At 58.0% G+C, this 20,390-nt stretch carries 25 protein-coding genes and 1 tRNA gene; 19 read left to right on the forward strand and 7 right to left on the reverse strand.

What is annotated here, in order from left to right:
• Nucleotides 1-45: 45 nt before the first annotated feature.
• The 7 genes from ASC74_RS07930 to ASC74_RS07955 are packed head-to-tail and all read left to right on the forward strand — an operon-like array spanning nt 46 to nt 6,572.
• Nucleotides 46-693 carry a phage tail protein gene (locus ASC74_RS07930; RefSeq protein ID WP_056740661.1) on the forward strand — a complete coding sequence of 216 codons (648 nt, stop codon included), beginning with the start codon at nt 46-48 and terminating at the stop codon, nt 691-693.
• A gap of 9 nt (nt 694-702) precedes the next feature.
• Nucleotides 703-1,080 (forward strand): phage tail assembly chaperone, encoded by a 378-nt coding sequence (locus ASC74_RS07935; protein WP_056740662.1) that lies wholly within the window; start codon nt 703-705, stop codon nt 1,078-1,080.
• Nucleotides 1,077-1,391: a DUF1799 domain-containing protein gene (locus tag ASC74_RS30870; protein ID WP_082555783.1), complete on the forward strand. Its 315-nt coding sequence runs from the start codon at nt 1,077-1,079 to the stop codon at nt 1,389-1,391. The genes ASC74_RS07935 and ASC74_RS30870 overlap by 4 nt, the downstream gene beginning before the upstream one ends.
• Nucleotides 1,388-4,708, forward strand: coding sequence for a phage tail tape measure protein (locus ASC74_RS07940; RefSeq protein WP_056740664.1), 3,321 nt, complete (start codon nt 1,388-1,390; stop codon nt 4,706-4,708). The genes ASC74_RS30870 and ASC74_RS07940 overlap by 4 nt, the downstream gene beginning before the upstream one ends.
• Nucleotides 4,708-5,046, forward strand: a complete 339-nt coding sequence (locus ASC74_RS07945; protein ID WP_056740666.1) for a phage tail protein — start codon at nt 4,708-4,710, stop codon at nt 5,044-5,046. The genes ASC74_RS07940 and ASC74_RS07945 overlap by 1 nt, the downstream gene beginning before the upstream one ends.
• Nucleotides 5,047-5,055: 9 nt before the next feature.
• Nucleotides 5,056-5,805, forward strand: a complete 750-nt coding sequence (locus ASC74_RS07950; protein ID WP_056740668.1) for a phage minor tail protein L — start codon at nt 5,056-5,058, stop codon at nt 5,803-5,805.
• 2 nt (nt 5,806-5,807) lie between these two features.
• The gene (locus ASC74_RS07955) at nt 5,808-6,572 is read left to right on the forward strand and encodes a C40 family peptidase (protein ID WP_056740670.1); all 765 of its coding nucleotides are present in this window, start codon (nt 5,808-5,810) and stop codon (nt 6,570-6,572) included.
• A 225-nt stretch (nt 6,573-6,797) separates the two neighbouring features.
• On the opposite strand, the gene ASC74_RS07960 is transcribed toward ASC74_RS07955, so the two are convergent.
• Both ASC74_RS07960 and ASC74_RS07965 read right to left on the reverse strand, forming a co-directional pair.
• A complete protein-coding gene (locus tag ASC74_RS07960; protein ID WP_156400803.1) occupies nt 6,798-7,061 on the reverse strand; it encodes a hypothetical protein in 264 nt (87 codons plus the stop codon).
• 97 nt (nt 7,062-7,158) lie between these two features.
• The gene (locus ASC74_RS07965; protein WP_236713254.1) at nt 7,159-7,602 is read right to left on the reverse strand and encodes a hypothetical protein; all 444 of its coding nucleotides are present in this window, start codon (nt 7,600-7,602) and stop codon (nt 7,159-7,161) included.
• A gap of 148 nt (nt 7,603-7,750) precedes the next feature.
• Between ASC74_RS07965 and ASC74_RS07970 the strand changes: the two genes are divergently transcribed.
• The 10 genes from ASC74_RS07970 (at nt 7,751) to ASC74_RS08015 (ending at nt 16,197) form a co-directional block, all read left to right on the forward strand.
• Entirely contained in the window at nt 7,751-7,957 is a 207-nt protein-coding gene (locus ASC74_RS07970; protein ID WP_056740673.1) for a hypothetical protein, read from the forward strand.
• A gap of 83 nt (nt 7,958-8,040) precedes the next feature.
• On the forward strand, nt 8,041-8,385 hold the full coding sequence (locus ASC74_RS07975) for a hypothetical protein (RefSeq protein ID WP_056740675.1): 345 nt from the start codon (nt 8,041-8,043) through the stop codon (nt 8,383-8,385).
• A gap of 53 nt (nt 8,386-8,438) precedes the next feature.
• Nucleotides 8,439-9,023: a tail assembly protein gene (locus tag ASC74_RS07980; RefSeq protein ID WP_056740677.1), complete on the forward strand. Its 585-nt coding sequence runs from the start codon at nt 8,439-8,441 to the stop codon at nt 9,021-9,023.
• Nucleotides 9,024-9,080: 57 nt separating this feature from the next.
• On the forward strand, nt 9,081-12,644 hold the full coding sequence (locus ASC74_RS07985; protein ID WP_056740679.1) for a host specificity protein J: 3,564 nt from the start codon (nt 9,081-9,083) through the stop codon (nt 12,642-12,644).
• Nucleotides 12,645-12,659: 15 nt separating this feature from the next.
• Nucleotides 12,660-12,968 (forward strand): hypothetical protein, encoded by a 309-nt coding sequence (locus ASC74_RS07990; RefSeq protein WP_056740681.1) that lies wholly within the window; start codon nt 12,660-12,662, stop codon nt 12,966-12,968.
• Nucleotides 12,968-13,648 (forward strand): hypothetical protein, encoded by a 681-nt coding sequence (locus tag ASC74_RS07995; protein WP_056740683.1) that lies wholly within the window; start codon nt 12,968-12,970, stop codon nt 13,646-13,648. Before ASC74_RS07990 ends, ASC74_RS07995 begins: the two co-directional genes overlap by 1 nt.
• 22 nt (nt 13,649-13,670) lie before the next feature.
• Nucleotides 13,671-15,032 (forward strand): hypothetical protein, encoded by a 1,362-nt coding sequence (locus tag ASC74_RS32015; RefSeq protein WP_236713255.1) that lies wholly within the window; start codon nt 13,671-13,673, stop codon nt 15,030-15,032.
• Between the two features lies 1 nt (nt 15,033).
• Entirely contained in the window at nt 15,034-15,417 is a 384-nt protein-coding gene (locus tag ASC74_RS08005) for a hypothetical protein (RefSeq protein ID WP_056740685.1), read from the forward strand.
• Between the two features lie 58 nt (nt 15,418-15,475).
• Nucleotides 15,476-15,913: a cell wall hydrolase gene (locus ASC74_RS08010; protein ID WP_056740687.1), complete on the forward strand. Its 438-nt coding sequence runs from the start codon at nt 15,476-15,478 to the stop codon at nt 15,911-15,913.
• A 53-nt stretch (nt 15,914-15,966) separates the two neighbouring features.
• Nucleotides 15,967-16,197: a hypothetical protein gene (locus ASC74_RS08015; RefSeq protein WP_056740689.1), complete on the forward strand. Its 231-nt coding sequence runs from the start codon at nt 15,967-15,969 to the stop codon at nt 16,195-16,197.
• Here the strand turns inward: ASC74_RS08015 and ASC74_RS08020 are convergent.
• The 4 genes from ASC74_RS08020 to ASC74_RS08035 form a co-directional block, all read right to left on the reverse strand.
• Entirely contained in the window at nt 16,194-16,889 is a 696-nt protein-coding gene (locus ASC74_RS08020) for an SOS response-associated peptidase family protein (RefSeq protein ID WP_056740691.1), read from the reverse strand. The two genes, ASC74_RS08015 and ASC74_RS08020, sit on opposite strands and share 4 nt — an antisense overlap.
• A 28-nt stretch (nt 16,890-16,917) precedes the next feature.
• The gene (locus ASC74_RS31830; protein WP_177338839.1) at nt 16,918-17,268 is read right to left on the reverse strand and encodes a hypothetical protein; all 351 of its coding nucleotides are present in this window, start codon (nt 17,266-17,268) and stop codon (nt 16,918-16,920) included.
• A 287-nt stretch (nt 17,269-17,555) separates the two neighbouring features.
• On the reverse strand, nt 17,556-17,765 hold the full coding sequence (locus ASC74_RS08030) for a hypothetical protein (RefSeq protein WP_056740692.1): 210 nt from the start codon (nt 17,763-17,765) through the stop codon (nt 17,556-17,558).
• Nucleotides 17,766-17,970: 205 nt separating this feature from the next.
• Nucleotides 17,971-18,052: transfer RNA gene (locus ASC74_RS08035), tRNA-OTHER, on the reverse strand.
• 122 nt (nt 18,053-18,174) lie between these two features.
• Between ASC74_RS08035 and ASC74_RS08040 the strand changes: the two genes are divergently transcribed.
• Nucleotides 18,175-18,846 (forward strand): Bax inhibitor-1/YccA family protein, encoded by a 672-nt coding sequence (locus ASC74_RS08040; RefSeq protein ID WP_046048530.1) that lies wholly within the window; start codon nt 18,175-18,177, stop codon nt 18,844-18,846.
• A gap of 64 nt (nt 18,847-18,910) precedes the next feature.
• Here ASC74_RS08040 and ASC74_RS08045 read toward each other — a convergent pair whose 3' ends face one another.
• Nucleotides 18,911-19,348 carry an Lrp/AsnC family transcriptional regulator gene (locus ASC74_RS08045; protein WP_056740694.1) on the reverse strand — a complete coding sequence of 146 codons (438 nt, stop codon included), beginning with the start codon at nt 19,346-19,348 and terminating at the stop codon, nt 18,911-18,913.
• A 135-nt stretch (nt 19,349-19,483) separates the two neighbouring features.
• Here ASC74_RS08045 and ASC74_RS08050 point away from each other — a divergent pair, with 135 nt between their 5' ends.
• Nucleotides 19,484-20,380: a DMT family transporter gene (locus ASC74_RS08050; RefSeq protein ID WP_056740695.1), complete on the forward strand. Its 897-nt coding sequence runs from the start codon at nt 19,484-19,486 to the stop codon at nt 20,378-20,380.
• The last annotated feature ends 10 nt before the right edge of the window (nt 20,381-20,390 follow it).

Below are 20,390 nucleotides of genomic sequence, written 5' to 3' on the forward strand. Positions count from 1 at the left end.
CCGCCATTGAGCGGGTTTTGTCATTTCTGAAAAGAGGAAAAACCAATGAGTGTGTTTCTACCTAACGGCTCGACTGTCGGTATCGCTGCGACTTATGACGCGCCGGTAATCTTTACCGCGATCACCAACGCAACCGAGGCATCTGCTTCGTCTGTCGGTCACGATCTTGAAGTGGGTGATTTTGTCGAGGTGACGTCTGGATGGGCTCGCCTAAGCAATCGCGTCGTTCGGATCAAGAGCGTGACCGCCGATGCCTTCGTGCTTGAGTCGGTCAATACGCTTAATGCAGCGCGCTTCATCGCTGGTGCAGGCGCCGGATCGGTTCGGAGAATTCTGACCTGGACGCCTATCAGTCAAGTCACGGAATCGAGCAAGTCCGGCGGCGAACAACAGAACGTCACCTACTCGTTCCTTGAGGAGGACGATGAACACCAGATTCCAACGTCGAAATCGGCGCTGTCTTTCACGCTGACCATGGCAGATGACCCGAGCCTGCCGCATAACGACGTGCTGCTGGAAGCTGACGACGACAAAAAGCCGCGCGCGGTCCGCGTAAACCTCGCCTCTGGCGGTGTCATCACCTACAACGCGTTCGCTTCGTTCGACAACGTGCCGTCGCTGACCAAGAACAACATCATGGCAGTCACTGCCGTTTTTGCCGTGGTCGCAAAATTCATCCGCTACGCCGCGTAAGGGGCACCCATGGCCAAGTTCAAACTGATCCAGAGCCCCACCTTCAAAGCAGATGTGATGCTTCCTGCGGTCGGTGGCGATCCTGTGAAGGTGGGGTTCGAGTTCAAGTACCGCGACCGTGTCGAGCTGGCGACTCTCTATGCCGGCTGGGGTGAGCGGCATAAGGCGCTAGGGGAAAAGTCAGAAGAGGCGGGACTGGAGAAATTCACCGCCATGCTGATTGACCTCCAGGTGGAACAGCTCAAGGCCATTGTCGTGGGCTGGGATGTCGATGAAGACTTCACCGACGAAAACCTCCGCATCCTGGTGAGTTCGATCAGCGCCACTCCAAGCGCGGTGCTGGCAGCCTATTCCGAGGCATACAGCAAGGCGCGCCTGGGAAACTGACCAGCGCCGCATGCGCCCTCTATCAGCCAGCCCTCAAGGGGCAGGACGCCTTCGGCTTTTCTGCCGAAGACTACGGGGATGAGGTCGAGGTATGGCCTGACAACTGGCAGGCCTTCCTGGTCTTCGAGGCGCTGAGTACTCAATGGCGTACAGGTGCGTGCGGCGCTACCGGTCTGGATTACACGTCAATTCGCGATGTCGCTGGCTTCCTCGGTTTAACCCGGGCTCAGGCCACCGACATTTTCCCAGATCTCCGCATCATGGAAGCCGAAGCCCTGCGGGTGATGGCGGAACAGAGGGACAGTAAATGAGCACCAACTTCACGTCCCTGGGCATCGAGGTCAATTCGTCGCAAGCGGTCAAGGCCGCTGACGATTTGGACAAGCTGGTTGATTCGGCTGTTGATGCCGAAAAGGCAATCGACGATCTCGGCAAGACCGGGACCGGATTGGCCGACACTGGCAAAAAGATCGTTCAGGCAGAGCGTGAAGTCGCTCAGGAATTAGACAAATCGACTGGCGCTACGCAGCGCCAGACCGAGGCAAGACGAAAATCAGGCGCAAGCGCTACCAGCGAAATTGCCATCATCAGCCAGCTCGAAAAGGCGATGTCCAGCAACATCGGCAGTATCGAGCAGTTGGTTCAAGCGGAAGGGTTGCTGGAGCGCGCACGGAAGGGCGGCCTGGTCACGATCGAGCAGCAGGAGGCGTATCAGGATCGGCTCGGCAAGTCCTACGACAAGATCGAAAAAGCCGAAGCCAAGGAAGTTGCGCAGAAACAGCGTCTGATCGATGCAGAGAACCGCCAGATTGAAGCACTGAAGCGCACAGTCAACGGCATCGACCCCGTGACCGCGAAGCTGGGCAAGTTGGAGGTGCAGGAAAAGGCGCTCGAAGCGCTCAGGAGCAGCGGGGCGATCTCGTCCGAGCGTTACGCGGAAGCCCTGGCCAAAATCGGCAAAGACCGGGCTGGGCTGACCGCGACAGAAACTGCATTCGACAAGCTGAAGCTCGGCACCCGCCAGGCTCAAGAAAACGTCATGCAGCTGACCAACGCGCTGTCATCCGGCGATTTTGGCAGTGGGGCGAGAGCTATTGCCCAGCTCGGCGCTGGTGCTGGAGCGTCTGCCAAAAGTATGGCGGCTTTGCTGCTTCCGGCTGGCCTTCTTGCAGGCGTGCTCGGCAGCCTCGGTTACGCCTATTTCGACGCGATGAAGCAGGCCAGAGCGTTCAACGCTGCAATCAACGGCGGATCGAACGACGCAGGTCAGAGCATTGCCAGCCTGAAGTCCATGAGCGAATCGGCTGGCGTGCTGACGGGCAATCTGCCCGGTGCGCGCGAGGCTGTCATTGCGCTGGCATCCGGCGCAGCTACCAGCGGCGTCCAGATGCAGAACCTGGCGCAGGCAGCGGCTGCCATCGGAGAGGTTACAGGGAAGGGCGCGGGCGATATCGCCAAGTCACTGGCCAGCGCTGGTGAGACTGCCACCGATGCTGCCGCCAAGATCAGCGACCAATACGGCCTGCTCACCTATGAGCAGTACGAAGTCATCAAGGCCATCGACGATCAGGGCGACCATCAGCGTGCGCTGGATGTCCTGAGTGAAAGCCTGAATCTGTCGGCTCAGGAGCGGCTGAAGGCTTACCGCGCCTCCCTGTCAGATGTTGAGCGCGATTGGGACAACATCAAGATCGCGATCACTGGTGCCTATGGCGCCATTCGGTCGGAAGTTTTCCCGGACCTAGCCAAGCAGATCGAGATTACGCAGCGCGTGCTCGACACTCGCAAGGGTGGCGGTGTTGCTGGTGCGGTTTCGAACGGCCTGAGTTCGCTCAACTCGTTTCTCGGGCTCGGTACTGGCGAGAATGATGACTCTACCGCGGCGCTGGAGGCCAAGCTTGCAGGCTTGAAAGCTCGGCAGTTGGCCAGTCAGAATCTTGCTGGGGCAACCGGTGAGACAACCCATGCAAACAAGGAGTTGATCGCCGTCCAGAAAGATCTGGACAAGCAGATGGAGGACTTGAACCCGCTTGCAAAGCGGCAGGAGGCCTACAAAAAGCTGAATGATCAATTCACAACGCTTTATCAGGACGCGGAGAAAACAGGGCAGAAGGCTTCGCTGCTTGATGGTGTAAGTTTCGACGGAGCCAAGTTCTCCGGCGGAGCATACGACAAGCTGCGAAAAGCTATCGATGACAGCAAAAAAGACCCTAAGGCTGCAGCGGGCAGCATCGACCTGTCCGGCTTCAACGATGCCAAAAACCAGCTCACCGCCATTGTGGCCCAGTACGGCAATGCCCAGAAGCAGTTGGATGCTGAGCAGAAAGCCGGACTCATCTCTCAGGCGGAGTACGCGCAAAAGCGTGACGGCCTGATCGGCAACGAACGAGATGAAGTTACGGCCGCGTACGAGGCTGAGATCGCGGCACTGGAAGCTGTAAAGAACAAATCCAGCACCACGGCAGCGCAGCGTATTCAGCTGGACCAGAAGATTGCTGACGCACGCACAGCCATGGTCAAGGCGCAGAAGGATGCCGACAGCCAACAGGAAGTGCTGGCCACCGCCGAGAAAGGACGCCTCGACAAGCAGACTTACGCCATCAGCCAGTATGTCGCAGCCCTCGGGCAGCAACAGAAAGCTCTTGAGCTTGCTGGGCAGCGCGCAGTCAATGGCGTCGGCCAAGGTGATCGGCAGAACGCGCTCAACGGCGAGCTGAACAGCCAGCAAGACCGGTTCGCTCAGCAGTCGCTGGACCTTGCCAATCAGCAGTCTGACCCATCACGGAAGATGGACCCCGACGAGTTCGAGAAGAAGTCGCGGGCGCTCGCAGATGCGAACAAGAAGGCCACCGACCAGATCCGGCAGAACTATGCCGACGTCGAAGCGGCGCAGGGTGACTGGACGAAGGGCGCTACCTCGGCCTGGGCCAATTACCTGGACTCCGCTCGAGACATTGCCGGCCAAACTCGGAACCTGTTCACCAACGCGTTCAGCTCCATGGAGGATTCGATCGTCAACTTCGCCATGACGGGGAAGGCCTCGTTTGGTGACTTCGCGAAATCGATCTTGGCCGACATGGCTCGTATCGCTACCCGACAGGCCAGTTCGGCACTGCTGGGCAGTTTGGTGGGCGCTGCGACCAGTTATTTCACTGGCAGTAGCGCTACTAATGGCTTGGCGGCTGGCTCTGCTGGTGCCGCCTCGTCCGCTGCTGGGGCATCGCAGGCCGGCTATACCAGTGTCGACTTCTCTGGCTACAGAGCGGTCGGCGGCCCGGTCGCGCCGAACTCCTTGTACGAGGTCAACGAGTTAGGGCCGGAGCTGTACAACGAAGGCGGCAAGTCCTTCCTCATGACCGGTGCCAATGGCGGCAGTGTTACGCCGCTGACTTCCGGTGCGGGGCCTGGTGTCGCGGCGATCAGCAATAGCGGTGGCGGCTCGTCAATCAGCATCAACGCTCCGGTCAGCGTGGTCACGCAAGACCGAAGTTCGGAAGGCATGCAGCTCGATCAGCAAGCACTGGCACAGAACCTTCAGACGCAAATGAAGGCCGCGGCGGAGAAAGCCGTGGCTGAGTCTTGGCGCGCCGGTGGTGTCAGTTTTCGCAACGTTAACGGGAGAGCCTGATGGCGATCGAGCGTTTTGCCTGGCCAACACAAAACGGGGACGCGCCCGATATCACCTATCGGGTGCGCACCTCGAAATTCGGCGGCGGCTACAAGCAAGAGGTCGGTGATGGGCCGAACAACAAAGAGGACTCCTATCCGATCTCCTACACCGGACCCAAGACCAAGGTGCTGGAGATCATGGCGTTCTTTGATCGGCACGCCGGCGCCAAGGCGTTCCTTTGGACCACTCCACTCGGCGAACTTGGTTTGTTCACCTGCAAAAAGCCGGTTCCTACCCCTATGGGCGGGACCGTATTCAAGCTCACGGCCACTTTCGACCGTGCATTCCAACCATAAGGGGCAACCATGCCGCTGATCAGTGACATCCAGGTGCTTCAGCCTGGCAGCGAAGTGCTGCTCTTTGAATTGGACGGCTCTGACTACGGGGCGGACGTGCTGCGCTTCCATGGGCATGCCATCCCGCATACGCCTGAGGAGTTGATCGCCGCCGGTGCGGATGCTGACCAGCTGCCCGCGAAGCCGATCTGGTTCCAGGGCAACGAGTACGGCGCCTGGCCCATGCAGATCGACGGCATTGAGGCTAATGGCGACGGCACCGCGGTACGGCCAACGCTGTCAGTCGGCAACGTCAACGGACGCATCACTGCGCTGTGCTTGGCATTCGACGATCTGCTCGAGTTCAAGCTGACCATGCGCCACACCCTGGGCACGTACCTGGACGCGCAGAATTTTCCGGCCGGCAATCCCGGTGCTGATCCAACCCAAGAGACGATCGAGGTCTGGTACATCGACCAGAAAACGAACGAGGACGGGGAGACGGTCAGTTGGGAGCTGGCCAGCCCGGGCGACGTCGGTGGTGAATCCATTGGCCGGCAGGCGACCACCTTGTGCCACTGGTGCCTCACGGGTGGTTACCGGGGGCCGAACTGCGGTTACGTCGGGCCATACGTCACTAAGGACGGTGTCGTTACTGATAACCCTGAGCTGGATGAATGTGATGCCACGCTGGGCCGAGGGTGCATCCCGCGCTTCGGTGAGGGCAACCAGCTGCCGTTTGGTGGCTTCCCTGCTGTTTCCCTGATAGCTCGGAGTTGACCATGCGCAAGCACATCTTGAGCGCGATCCAGGCTCATGCAGCCGCCGAGTACCCGAAAGAGTGCTGCGGGCTGCTGCTGGCCATCGGGCGAAAACAGCAGTATTACCCGTGCCTGAATACCTCGACCGAGCCGAACGAAGAGTTTCGAATCGATCCGGAGGAGTACGCCGCGGCGGAAGACATCGGCGAAGTGATCGGCATCGTTCATTCGCATCCGGACGCTACCAGCAGACCTTCGCCGCGTGATCTCGCCATGTGCGAAGCGACTGCAATGCCGTGGCATATCCTCAGTTGGCCCGAGGGTGACCTGCGCACCGTGATGCCGACGGGTGATGTTCCGCTGTTGAAGCGGCCGTTCGTGCACGGCGCCTGGGACTGCTGGCAGGTCTGCGCCGACTGGTACAAGCGCGAGTGGGAGCTTGAATTTGAAGCCTTCAAGCGCGCTGATGGCTGGTGGGAAAGCACCGACAACACCAGTCTGTACGAGGCGAACTACGAGGCAGCCGGGTTCTATCGTGTCGATCAGCCGCAGCGCGGCGACATGGTTGTGATGGAAGTAGGGCGGACGGTTTATCCGAATCATGCCGGGATATTTCTCGGTGCCGAGCCGGCATTGCCTGGCGAGGATACAGCCACCTTCGGGCCCGGTCCGTTCCTACTGCACCATGTGTATGGCAGACCATCGGAGATCATCGTCTTCGGTGGGCCTTGGCTGGACCGAACACGCCTGATCCTCAGGCACAAAGATGCACAAACAACCACATGATGCGGCAGGGCCGCGCGGGAGACTTTATGCAAAAGAATGATCCATACCACCCGGTCATCACTTGGAGGAATGGGCTGAGTAATCAGCCCGAGCGCGACCCTGTTGATGTGGATGTACAGGAAGGGCGCGCCGAGTATGTGCTCAGCGGCCCCTACCGCATGACCGAAGGATCCAAAGTAGAGGTGGTTGGCGGGAAGGTGCGATGGTCAGGAGGTCGATCCCGACCTATTTGATGTGATCAAATACGCGAGCAAGCTGGCCGCCCGCGTTTGCATAGCCATATTTTTCAGCTAAAACCAATACGTACTCCTTGCCGACCTTTGCCAGCTCTGCGTGCACATCTGCGAAGCTCTTTGTGCTCAAGAAGGAGTACAGGTGACCGTCGTCGGTTTGATAAAGACCACCCTCGGCAAGCGCCCCTGCCGACATCCCGACATCCTGATGCGGAGTGATTAACAGGTAGGGGAAAACTTTCTGAACATTACTCACATTGACCTCCAGGTCATAAAAGCGCCGAAATTGGCGCAATCCCAGTCCTTGGGCTTGCAGGCAAAGGACTGGGAAATCCTTAAAAATGGCGGGCTCCTCAACTGGATTTAGAATCCCAGCCTGTTACTTCGTCGTTCTCGACAGTAATGCGCAGCCCGTATCGGTTCGCACCCTGATGGCGATACTTCCAAATATCACGAGTCTTGGTTTTCAGAAGTTTGCGATCGGTGGCGGTTGGATGACCGAGAGCGTCGGCGAGCTGTTCCGATGTTTGACCGATCCAGATCGTCTTTTTGAGTATTTTTTGGACGATAACTTCGTCCTCATATTTTTCCCGCAGATAGCGTAAACGTGCCCGCTTCTTTAACCATTTATTAAGGAATAGGAGCAGCAAAAATCCGGCTACAGCCAGGGCCGGGATCTGCCAACCAACGGTTTTGTTCATCTTGTCGAAAAGATAGATCGGCACTCCGATGACGAGCGCGATCATGAACAGCCACCCAGTCATCTCTTTCTCAGCCTTCGAAACCCGCTTCGCCATGTCCTTGTCCCTATGAGCGGCCGATTGATAGCCGAAAGCTACTACTTTGAGTCGGGCGGGCGTTACTGGGGATTCGTACAGGCTAGCGTTACGCTTCGGTGGTGTTAGATTGCCACTGCTGAAAAAACGAAAACTGGAGAGTTTCTGAATGTACGATTTTGAAGATGACGATGACCGTACGGACTGGGAAAAGGCTCGGGATGATGCCGCAAAGGAACATCTCGATAAGGTGGTCCCCGGCGTTCCCTATGAAGATGTGCCTGATGAATTGTGGGATGAAGCTGATCAGGTTGCTCGCGATGTAGTTGGCCCTAATCCAGATGAGCGAACAGACGATTCTGGAGAAGAAGAGTAAGAAAAAGCCCAGCCCACCCGCTGGGCTTTTTCGTTTCTGGGGGCCAGTGCTACATTGCCCGCCTTTCCACAGGAGTGATCTGCATGAAATTATTCGTAGGAGCGCTGGCTGTTGCGTTGCTGGTCGGGTGTGTGTCGCCGAGCGACTTGGAAAAAAATGACCCAAGCGTCAAGACCTCCACAACAAAGGACCCGAAGCGATACGCATTGTGCGTATTCCCTAAGTGGCAATCAGAGCGCACTGATTCGTCTATGGTCGAAACTGAAACTGGGTATCGGTTGTGGGTGGCTAGCAACAACATGGCCGATGAACTACTCGAAATCAAAAAGACCTCAAGTGGCAGCTCTGTAACGCTTCACCAGCGAATGGCGTGGTCCGCCATGCCAGGTAGAAGCGGAATCGAATCTGCAGTGAAAAGCTGTCTTTAACTGTAAGTGTCCAATGACCGCCTCCGGGCGGTTTTTTTATGCCCGAGGAAAACATGGCCGCAATCGCTATCAATTACCAGCCGATGACCACCATAAAATTGTCCGGTTCGCTTGCAAAGAAGTTCGGCCGCATTCACCGTCGCCTGCTGGACTCAGGTAAATCTTGGGAGCTGTTCAAGGCACTGAAGTACACGATCGAGGGTTTTGAAGAAGAAATCAGGCGCCTTGATCGTCTAGGGATGCGCTTTGCTATTTTCCGAAACGGAAAGAACGTCGGGATGTCCGGTTTTGATTTGTCCGGCACTCGCGAAGTTCGGGTTGTTCCTGTCGTTGAGGGCAGTAAGCGCGGTGGAATCCTTCAAACCATCCTTGGGGCGGTACTGCTGGTTGCGAGTATCTGGTTCCCATCGCTGGCTCCCGCTGGTATTGCTTTGGTTGCCGGCGGCGTCATTCAGATGCTCAGCCCGCAGGCCTCAGGCCTCAAGCAAAGCGCATCCCCCGAGAACTCACCGTCCTACGCTTTCGGCAGCGCCAAGAACACCACGGCCAGCGGCAACCCGGTGCCGATCTGCATCGGTGATCGCCGGTGGGGCGGCATGATCATTTCCGCATCGATCCTCGCCGAAGACAAGGCGTAAACCGCACGTAGCAAGCAGGCCGCCCATGAGGCGGTTTTTTTTCGCCTGGAGGAAAGCATGGGCGCAGCACAGATGATGGATATCCACGGCGCGAAGGGCGGGGAAAGCAAGCCGAAGTCGCCGTCCGAGGCCAGCGATAGCCTGCGCTCGACCAACCTGGCCAAGCTGCTGATCGCCGTGGGCGAGGGTGAGTTCGACGAAGTCCCAACCGATTACGACATCTATCTGGACAACACCCCGATCCGGGATGCGAGCGGTAATTACAACTTCCCCAATGTGAAGTGGGACTGGCGCTCTGGTTCGGTCGACCAGACCTATATCCCTGGCATTCCATCGGTAGAAAACGAAACCTCGCTGAACGTTGAACTGCGCAGCGATGCACCCTGGGTGCGCTCAATCAGCAACATCCAGCTGTCTGCCGTGCGCGTGCGCCTGGCCTGGCCGGCGCTTCAGCAGCAAGACGATGAAGGCAACGTCGGCGGTTACCGCATCGACTACGCCATTGACGTGGCCACTGACGGCGGATCCTATCAGCAGGCGTTGGTCGACGCTGTGGATGGCAAGACCACCACGCGTTACGAGCGCTCGCCGCGCATCAACCTGCCGGACGCCACCACTGGTTGGCAGATCCGCGTCCGCCGCCTGACACCGAACCAGAACAGCAACAAGATCGCCGACACCATGCTGATCGCCGGTTACACCGAGGTGATCGACGCCAAGCTGCGCTACCCGAACACCGCGCTGCTCTACATCGAGTTTGATGCCGAGCAGTTCACCAACATTCCCGCCGTCACCGTGAAGTGCCGTGCGCGCAAGTGGCAGGTGCCGAGCAACTACGACCCAATCGCCCGGACCTACACCGGTACTTGGGACGGCTCCATGAAACAGGCCTGGACAAATAACCCGGCCTGGATCACGTACGGCATCTGCACTGAGGACCGTTTCGGCCTAGGCAAGCGCATCAAGTCGTTCATGGTCGACAAATGGGAGCTCTACCGGATTGCGCAATACGCTGACCAGTTGGTGCCGAATGGCCTCGGCGGGGTAGAGCCGCGTTTCCTCTGCGACATGAACCTGCAGGGCAAGGCCGATGCCTGGTCGCTGCTGCGAGATATCGCCGGTATTTACCGCGGAATGACCTACTGGGCCCAGGGTCAACTGGTGATGCAGGCGGATATGCCGCGCGCGCAGGACTTCGACTATGTCTTCACCCGGGCCAACGTCATTGACGGGAAGTTCTCCTACGGCAGCGCCTCGGCGAAGACCCGCTACACCCGAGCTCTGGTCAGCTACGACAACCCGGTGAACAACTACGACACCGACGTCATCCCATTCGCCGATCTGGATCTGCAACGTCGCCTGGGCGACAAGCCGACCGAGCTCAGTGCCATCGGTTGCACGCGCGCTTCCGAAGCCCAACGTCGGGGCAAGTGGGCGATCCTTAGCAACAATCAGGACCGCACCGTTTCGTTCAAAACAGGCATGGAGGGCGTGATCCCGCTTCCTGGCCACATCATCCCGATAGCGGATTCGCTGCTGGCTGGTCGTGAGGTCGGCGGTCGCATCTCTGTCGTCGCTGGCCGTGTCGTGACGCTGGACCGTGACACCCAAGCTAAGGCTGGCGACCGCCTGATTATCAACCTGCCAGGCGGGCGGGCCGAAGGTCGCACCGTGCAGAGCGTGAATGGCCGCGCGGTGACCGTCACCACCAATTACAGCGAGGCCCCGCTGCCACAGTTGCAATGGGCATTGGACGCCGATGATCTGGCGATTCCGCTGTACCGCGTGTTGCGGACCAAGCGCACAACCGAAGGAGACTTCGAGATCAGTGCGCTGCAGTACGACCCGAGCAAGTTCGCTCATATCGACACCGGCGCGCGACTGGAAGAGCGGCCGATCAGCGTGATTCCGATCACCGTCGTTCCGGCGCCGGCCAGCGTGACCGTCACGTCAAACTCGGTCGTGTCCCAGGGCATTGCTGTCGCCACCATGACCATCACCTGGCCGGCGGTGGCTGGCGCAGTCGGCTACGACGTGGAGTGGCGCAAGGACAGCGGGAACTGGATCAAGCTGCAGCGCACCGGGATGACCAGTGTCGACGTGGTTGGCATTTACGCCGGCGCCTACGTGGCTCGTGTCCGTGCGGTGAGCGCCTTCGACATCTCGTCGATCTGGCGTAACTCGATCCTGACCTACCTCAAGGGCAAGGAGGGTCTACCGCCGGCGCTCAGCTATCTGACGGCCACACCGTTGCTGTTCGGCATCTATCTGAAGTGGGGATTCCCGGCTGGTGCCGAGGATACCCAGCGGACTGAAGTCTGGTACGGCCCGACGACCATCCTTGAGGCCGCAACCAAGCTGACAGACCTGTCGTACCCGCAAAGCGATTTCTCGATGCTGGGCTTGCGCGCCGGGGTGACGCTCTACTTCTGGGGCCGCCTGGTGGACCGGATCGGCAACATCGGCCCGTGGTACCCGATTGGCATGGGTGTGCAGGGTCAGTCCAGCTCTGATGCTGCTGCCATTCTGGAAATGATTGCCGGCCAGATCGGTGAGACAGAGCTTGGCCAAGACCTGCTGGACGAGATCAACAAAATCCCGGGCCTTCAGGATCAGATCGATGCGCTGGACGGACTGAAGGGCTACGACCCTGAGCTGCTTTACACCAAGGGGCAGTTGATCGTCGAAGGCGGCCACATCTATCAGGCCGTGCAGAACGTGCCGGTCAGTACGCCTCCGCCAAACCTGACGTACTGGGCTGATGTAGGCGACCTTCTCGAGACAGCCAATGGCCTGGCCGAACAAGTGGCTACCAATACCACGGAGATCACCGAGCTCGACGGTGTGGTCACTGCTCAGGCGACAGCGTTCCAGGCTCTGCGAGCATCTTTCCGTGATGACAGCGGTGAGGGTGATCTGGCTGACGCTTTAAAGGGTTGGAGCAGCACCGCGGCGATCGCCACGGAAGAGAAGGTGAGGGCGTCGGAGAATCTTGCCAGCGCGCAGAAGATCACCACTCTGACCGCCGCAGTCGGCGAGAACGAAGCCAATGTCATCGACCTGCGCCAGACCGTGGCCACGGACAAGGAAGCAACCGCTACGGCGATCACTCAGGTCAATGTGAAGGTCGGCGAGAACACTGCTGCCATTCAGGAAACTTCAACCGCCTACGCGGACACCAGCGGCAAGCTCTCGACCATGTGGTCAGTGAAGATGCAGATCACCGCCGGGGGGCAGTACGTCGCGGCCGGCATCGGCCTTGGCATCGAGAACACCGGCGCCGGCCTGCAAAGCCAGTTTCTGGTGAGCGCCGATCGCTTCGCCATCGTCAACACCATCGCCGGCGGCGCCATTTCGGTTCCGTTTGCGGTACAGGGCGGCCAGGTGTTCATGAACTCGGCGTTTATCGCAGATGGCACCATCACCAACGCCAAGATCGGCAGCTACATCAGCTCGACCAACTACATCGCCGGCCAGCAAGGCTGGATTCTCAACAAGGACGGAACCTTGGAGATCAACGGCATCGTTCCCGGTCAGGGGCGCCTGGTGATCAACTCGCTGAACGTCTCTGTCTACGACGCCAATAACGTATTGCGTGTCCGTCTCGGCTATTTGGGGTGAAAAATGGCTTATGGAATGCGTATCTGGGGCGGGGATGGGGTGCTCCAGATTGATGAGAACTCATTCACCATGCGCGTCGTTTATAGCGGCGTGGTAACCGGAAGCAACGCCGTCACATTCCAGACCATTGCTGTTCCTGGGCTTACCCCTGAGAACGGCGCGGCGTTCGTTGTCCCGATAGGGACGTACACGACCCTCGACAAACAACTCGAAACGGAAGTGATAGCGGGGGCGGTGCGTGTATATAGCTATATCCGTGGCCGTGAGCAGTACAGTAATAAGACCGGTGTCACTATGCGGCTAATTGTAATAAGGTTCTTTTAATGGCATACGGCTTAGAATACACAAACAACAGTAACGTTGTGACCATCGACTCTGAGTTCGCTAGGCTAGTGGTTCTCGCAAAAGGGACGTACCAGCCCACTGAAGAATCAGGTTTAGGGTCCACCACGTATTTCCCTACGGTAATTATGAGCCAGGAACCGCCGCTAGTATTTGTTCGACCATCTGGGGACGCTGGCGTGGCCGGCCTATGTTTAATGCGAGTCAATGGATCGCCGGGGGCGTGGACGGGGTTCTATGTCAGAGCCTATGACGTCAACACGTTGCAGCCAAATGGGACATATTTTGTCTGTGGCTTCGCCGCTAGCCCAATCGCCCAATATGGGATGCGTTTATGGGATGGAGGCGGAAAGCTGTTATTCGATTCCGATACGCCATACGCCCGCTTCGTTCGGTCATTTCAAAACTGGGCTTATATAAAAACGGATTACACAACTCAGGGTGTGCCGCGAAACTACTATCGGGTTGACTTCAACTTCCCGGCTGGCGAGCACATGCTACTCAACACATTCGGAATGAATATGTTGAATGACGGAGTGCTGAGTAGGCAGCTTTATTGCTGGTGGGATTTTTCTGGGGGGAATTTGTACGCATTAACCGTCGGCGGCGGTAATCCCTTCGCTTTCTTCTTGCCCGCTGTGTTCGCCAAACTCGGCGTTTAAAACTTTCTAAAGGATGTACTCCATGCCCTGGTACAAATCAGGAACAGTTTCTGTCGCCCTAAATTCCAATGCCGTGATCGGCACGGGTACCGCATTCATTGCCAACAGCCGGGTCGGTGATGCCTTCCGCGGCCCGGACGGCGGATGGTATGAAGTTACCAACATTGCCAGCGACTCGGCCCTGTCGGTCTCGCCGAACTACCAGGGCGCGACCAATGCCACCGGCACCTATGCGCTGGCGCCGATGCAGGGCTACGTCAAAGATTCGGCCGATGCGCTGCGCGCGCTGGTCAATCAGTTCGGCGGCGTACTGGCTGTTCTCGGCAATGACCCAACGCAGATAGGCGTGCGTCAGGCGCTCAATCTTTCTACGGCGGACGGACTTCCAGAGGGGGCAACCAACAAATACCTGACTACCCCCCGCGTTCTGGCTGTGCCGTTGACCGGTATCGATCTGGTGACATCGGGTGCAATCGTTGCCACCGACACGATTATCAAGGCACTTGGCAAGCTTCAGGCCAGCAAGGCGGACCTGGTAGGCGTGAGCAAGGTGGTTGCGATCGAGCAAGGTGGTACGGGCGCGGCCACAGCGGCCGGGGCGCGCGCCGCTCTTGGCGCCAGCGGCGGAAAGAACCTGCTGCTGAATCCGAAGTTCAAGATTAACCAGCGGCAATATGCATCAGGCGTGGCTGCCGCGGCTGGCCAGTACACTCTGGATCGTTGGCGAGTAGTCGCCGCGGGGCAGTCTCTGACATTTGTCGCGGTTGGCGCAGGTAATCGAGTGACCTTTCCGGCTGGCGGTGGCGAGCAGGTCATTCTGGGTGAAAACATTCGCGGCGGTGTTTACAGCTTGTCGTGGGTTGGTACCGCCACAGCCAAAGTGAACGGGGTCGCGATCATCAATGGTGGGCAAACAGCCTCATTGCCAGCAGGAAACAACGTCACGGTAACGTTTGCCGCCGGAACTGCTGAAGATGTGATGTTTGAGCGCGGCACAATCTCCACGACCTTCGAGGATCGCAACTACGACCTTGAGTTGTTCCTGTGCCAGTACTACGGGTATGCACTGTCTCCAAGCGTTGCTGGACAGCCTATCTGCTCGATGACTTTTACCTACAGCAACTACACGGCTGTAGGGGTGCTGCGCTTCCCTCGTACAATGCGGGTGAATCCAACTGCCGCATTCTTGGCGGGTTCTCCAGCCTCTTTTACCGTCACTGCTGCCGGTGGTGGCTCCTACAACTTGGACAACCTCCCAATTGCAGCGCTCGGGCGAGACTCTTGCTTCCTTGCTGCGGCGATATCCACTTCCTTTCCATTTGGCTACGGCACCATGCTGAACTTCGGTTCATCCCCCAACTTATTCTTCTCGGCCGAGGTTTGAAATGTACAAATATTCAGACGACGTGATCCTTCGCTTGTTGGATAGCGCTTACATCCCTAAAGATCCAGAAAATCGCGACTACGCGGAATACCTGGCCTGGGTTGAGTCCGGTGGCGTAACCCTTCCAGAGTTCACCGATGAAGAGCTTGCCAGTCAAAACCTACTGCTCGACACCATGATTGAAACTGCCTGGCGCGCGGGGGAGCTGCTGATTGTTGCGCGACAGCTCGACGCCATTGAGGAGGACGAGGCCGACGAGACGCCGCCCGATTTGCTGCTCGGAACGCGAAAGCAATGGCTGAAGTATCGCGGCCAGGTCAGTAACTGGAATGAAGCCGCCGAGCTCTTCCCTGAGTCAGGCGGCCGCCCGGTTCGGCCCGTTTAAACCATATGCAGCTGTAGGCCCGCCACTGAGCGGGATTTTTTTTGCCTGGAGAAAAGTGATGCCTGTAACTGATAGAGACCGCGACATCCTTGCCCGCACCCTGTGGGGTGAGGCTCGCGGCGAAAGCTTGGCCGGCCAGATCGCCGTGGCCTGGACCATTCGCAACCGCGTTGAGATGGATCTGCACAAAGACGGCAAGTCGGATTGGTGGGGTGAGGGGTACGCCGGCGTGTGTCAGGCGAAGTATCAGTTCAGCTGCTGGAACAGGAACGACCCGAACTATGCCTACCTGAGTGGTGCGAAGCCGATTCCGTTTCGCGAGTTCGCCCAAGCGCAGATCGCCGCCGACCAGGTGCTGGCCGGCAAGTTGCCAGATCCTACTGGCGGCGCCACCCACTACTACGCGACCACTATGCCGAAGGCCCCGGACTGGGCGGCGAAGGCCAAGCAGACGCTGAAGCTCGGCAACCACGTCTTCTTCAAGAGTGTTCCTTAAGGCGAGCATGCAGCTATCCTTCCCCCCCATTCTCTGAATGACAGGATGGCCGTATGGAAGGTATATCGCTGAGCCAAAAGATTGAGCGCGAGGCCGATAAGCTTCTTGCTCAAATCGCGCGGGCTGATTCGATGATTGTTGCGGCGAAGGCGGGCGCTCGAGCTGAAGGATTCGTCCTGGGCCTAGAATCGTCCGGAGCGCTGAATGACTCAACAATTGATCAGCTCTATGTCATCTTCGATGTCGCCACCGAAGATCGGCTGAAAGCGTTGGCACCTATTTAGAACAACCCATCCGGCTCCATTGGCTTTATCAAATCGGGTCCCTGATTTCGCACATTGCCGATGGCGCGGTCCACCTTGAACCACTCGAAGGCCTCGGTCGGCTCCCCTTGGAGCAATACCATTTGCTCAGCGCGCTCCTTGGGCGTGGCCGGGTCCAGCCATTCGCGAGCGAGTTCGGGTGACAGTGCCACCGGGCGGCGGTCATGAATGTCCACCATTCCGCCCGCGCTGTCTGCGGTGATGATAACGAAGCCGTCATGCTCGTTCGGTTCATGCTCGGCGATGGGGTACTGACCAATCGCGGCACACAGGATTGGTGTCCGGTCACGGTGGCGAATGAGGTAAGGCTGCTTCTTCGGTCCGCCTTCATAAACCCACTCAAACCAGTTGTCGATCGCAATGATCGCCCGGTGCGGCCAGATCGCTTTGAAGAATGGGCCATGGGCTACTTTCTCTACTCGAGCATTGATCGGCGCGGCGCGGTCTTTCGCCCAGTGCGGGCGCCAGCCCCAGCGAACCATGTCAGCGCGCAGAAACTGGCCTTCTTGGTGAAAGAGGGCAAGCTGAGTGGTCGGAGCGGCGTTATAGCGCTCGAAAGGTTGGTCCCCGGCATAGTTGATCAGTGCGTTTGGAATACTGAGCGCTGCCACAAAGTCGTGAATGCCTCGGTACTGGGAAAGTCGTCCGCACATGGCTAAACCCTCAATCTGAATACTGAGCTTAGATGATCGTCTTTGAGTCAGGGGTCAGGCCATCCAGTAACCCGCGCAGCCGGTCAGCTTCCCGCTTGTAGCCTCTCGCTGCTATGTCGAGGTCGTACAGCTCCTTGCGGACTTTTGCGAGCTGCCCGGATCGCTCCCGAAGATTGCTCATTGCTACGTCACGTTGCGCTGAGGCTTCGTCGTACATTTGCACCAGGCCGAAGATGTTCTCCCGAGCGCTGCGCAGTTGTAGATTCAATTCCTGGACTTCGTTTTCCAGCATTTGTTTGTAGTGGGTGATGGTTTCCAGTTCGGTCGGGCATCCCAGCCAGTCGCTGGTGTCTTCGATGTCGAGAGGGTCCACGGTCATGCCTTATCAATACTGTTCGTATATACAGTAATCGAGGTGGGCGTGATCGGGCGAGGGTGAGGCGACGAGATGTAGGTTTGGGGTGGTATACGGTCGGCAGGACGCCGGGAGACAGGGACTTTCTCTTCGAAAGTCTGTAGGGACTTTTGCGGGGATTCGTAAAACACGGTTAGTCACGGTACGGCATCGATTGCAGTGGGCGCCGTTCCAAAGGACTGTTCCGTATAGCTTTTAAGCGCCCCTGCAAGCATGGGGTGCTAGGGGCTTAGCGTGGCGATCGATTGCTGTCACTCGGGAGTCATCAGCACAGCGAGCGTAAGCTTGATGAACTCCTCGTTCTTGTCGATGGTGTCCAGGGCGCCACGAACATTGTCGGCGACGTCAGCCGAGCCGCGGGCCTCGACCCAGTTTGAAAGCTCCAGGATGGCAGCCTCCAGGGCGAGCTGGTTTTCGTTGATCTTAAAGAGCAGGGAAGGGAGCAGGTCTGAATGTGGCATCGCGATTCCTCGGTTTTGAGGACAGCGTAGCATCGCGTTACATGAAGGATATTTAACGATCGGCAGGACGCCGGAGGAGGGTAAAAGCTGGTTAGTTCTGGAACGCTTCCAGAATAGTTATGGAACACATGCCGAGCGGCGCTGATTTCTTCAAACCCCAGAAACGACAAAGCCCTGAATAATCAGGGCTTTGTCGGTACAAATATGGCGGAGGCGATGGGATTCGAACTCATGGACCTGTTACAGTCGACGGTGACCGTTGCCTTAAACCACTCGGCCACACCTCCGTTGCGTTGCGGGCGCCATAATACCTGAATGAAACACACTGTCAAACTCTCTGCATAGCTTGTTACAGAGCGTCTGTTATGATCTTTGCGACTGAACGTTTCAAACCAACAGGAGTGTCGCCATGCGCGAACAGGATTACGCAGTTAATAACAGCGTGCAGGCTGAGCAGCTAGAGGTTAGCCGCGTCCTGCGCAACACTTACGGCTTACTCGCTCTCACTCTCGCATTCAGCGGCGTGATGGCGTTTGTCGCTCAGCAGATGCGTGTCGGCTACCCGAACGTTTTCGTGGTGCTGATCGGTTTCTATGGCCTTTTCTTCCTCACCAACAAACTCCGTGATTCGGCTTGGGGCCTGGTGTCGGCATTTGCCCTGACCGGTTTCATGGGTTTCCTGCTCGGCCCGATCCTCAACCGTTACCTGGGTATGCAGGGCGGCGCCGAGGTGGTCAGTTCGGCCTTCGCGATGACTGCGCTGGTGTTCGGCGGTCTGTCGGCTTATGTGCTGATTACCCGCAAGGACATGAGCTTCCTGGGTGGTTTCATCACCGCAGGCTTCTTCGTGCTGCTGGGTGCGACGCTGGCGAGCCTGTTCTTCCAGATCAGCGGTCTGCAACTGGCGATCAGCGCAGGTTTCGTGCTGTTCTCCTCGGTCTGCATTCTGTTCCAGACCAGCGCCATCATTCACGGCGGCGAGCGCAACTACATCATGGCGACCATCAGCCTGTATGTATCGATCTACAACCTGTTCATCAGCTTGTTGCAGATCTTCGGCATCATGAGCCGCGATGATTAATCGCCAGGCTTGAAATAAAAAACCCGCGAAAGCGGGTTTTTTTTGCCTGCGATTTGGAAAAAATTCACGCCATCGGTGGCAAGCGGCGCTTGACCGGAGTTTTCTTGACGATTGCAGTGTTGGTTTCGGCATGGGTATTCAGGCGGTCGAGCAGGGTGTCCAGTTGTTCCATCGAACGCACATGCAGGCGGGCAATGAAACAGTCGTCGCCGGTGACCTTGTCGCACTCGGTGAATTCAGGGATGGCCTGAATCTGCCGCTCCACTTCCTGCAACTGGCCCGGCAGTGGGCGAATACGCACGATGGCCTGGAGTTGATAACCGAAGCTCTTGGGATCAATCTCGACGGTATAGCCCTTGAGCACGCCGCGTTCCTCAAGGCGCCGCAAGCGTTCGGCAACGCTGGGCGAGGACAGGCCGCTGATCTGCGCCAAGGCCTTGAGCGAGCGCCGTGAGTCTTCCATCAACGCCGTGATCAGTACTTGGTCGATATCGTCAGTCATGGCGAAACCTCAATTAGGCAATTATTCAAAACCACCTTGATAAAAAAGGCAGATTTCGAGTTTAGCCTGCTTTTTGCTCTGGAGAAGCCCTCCGGCGGATTGGCATACTTTGGGCTCAAACACAGGAGTCTGATGATGGACAAAACAATACGTCACGGGTCATTCGAAATGACCACCGCCATGTTGATTTCCGGGACTATCGGCTGGTTCGTGCTGGTGTCCGGGCAACCGGTGCTGGACGTAGTGTTCTGGCGTTGCGTGTTCGGCGCCGGCACGTTGTTGCTGATCTGCGCGGCATTCGGCTTCCTGCGCCCCGGCATTCTGACCCGCACCACGTTCTTGCTGGCCGTGCTCAGCGGCGTGGCGATTGTCGGCAACTGGGTGCTGTTGTTTGCTTCTTACTCCCGCGCTTCGATATCCATTGGTACGGCGGTCTATAACGTTCAGCCGTTCATGCTGGTGGGGTTGGCCGCGTTGTTCCTCAATGAGAAAATCACCCTGCAGAAACTGTTCTGGCTGGGCATTTCGTTTCTCGGGATGCTGGCGATTGTCAGCGCACATGGCGGGCAGGGCGAGAGCGGTAATGATTACCTGATGGGCATCGCGCTGGCGCTGGGGGCGGCATTTCTTTACGCGATTGCCGCGTTGATCATCAAGCGCCTGACCGGTACACCGCCGCATCTGATCGCATTGGTCCAGGTCACCACCGGCGTGCTGTTACTCGCCCCATTCGCGCACTTTTCGGCGCTGCCGCAAGCGCCGAGCGCGTGGGCCAGTCTGGTAACGCTGGGCATTGTCCACACTGGCGTGATGTATGTGCTGCTCTACGGCGCGATCCAAAAACTGCCGACGGCACTGACCGGTGCGCTGTCCTTCATCTACCCGATTGCGGCGATTTTCGTCGACTGGTTTGCCTTCGGCCATCGCCTGGAGCCACTGCAATGGATCGGTGTTGCCGCGATTCTGTTGGCCGCTGCCGGCATGCAACAGGGTTGGAGCCTGAAGTTTCGTCGGACGGTGACAACGCAGTAAGCCGCAAAGA

Origin of the sequence: Pseudomonas sp. Root329, from assembly GCF_001424925.1 — a bacterium.
GTDB lineage: Bacteria > Pseudomonadota > Gammaproteobacteria > Pseudomonadales > Pseudomonadaceae > Aquipseudomonas > Aquipseudomonas arabinosi.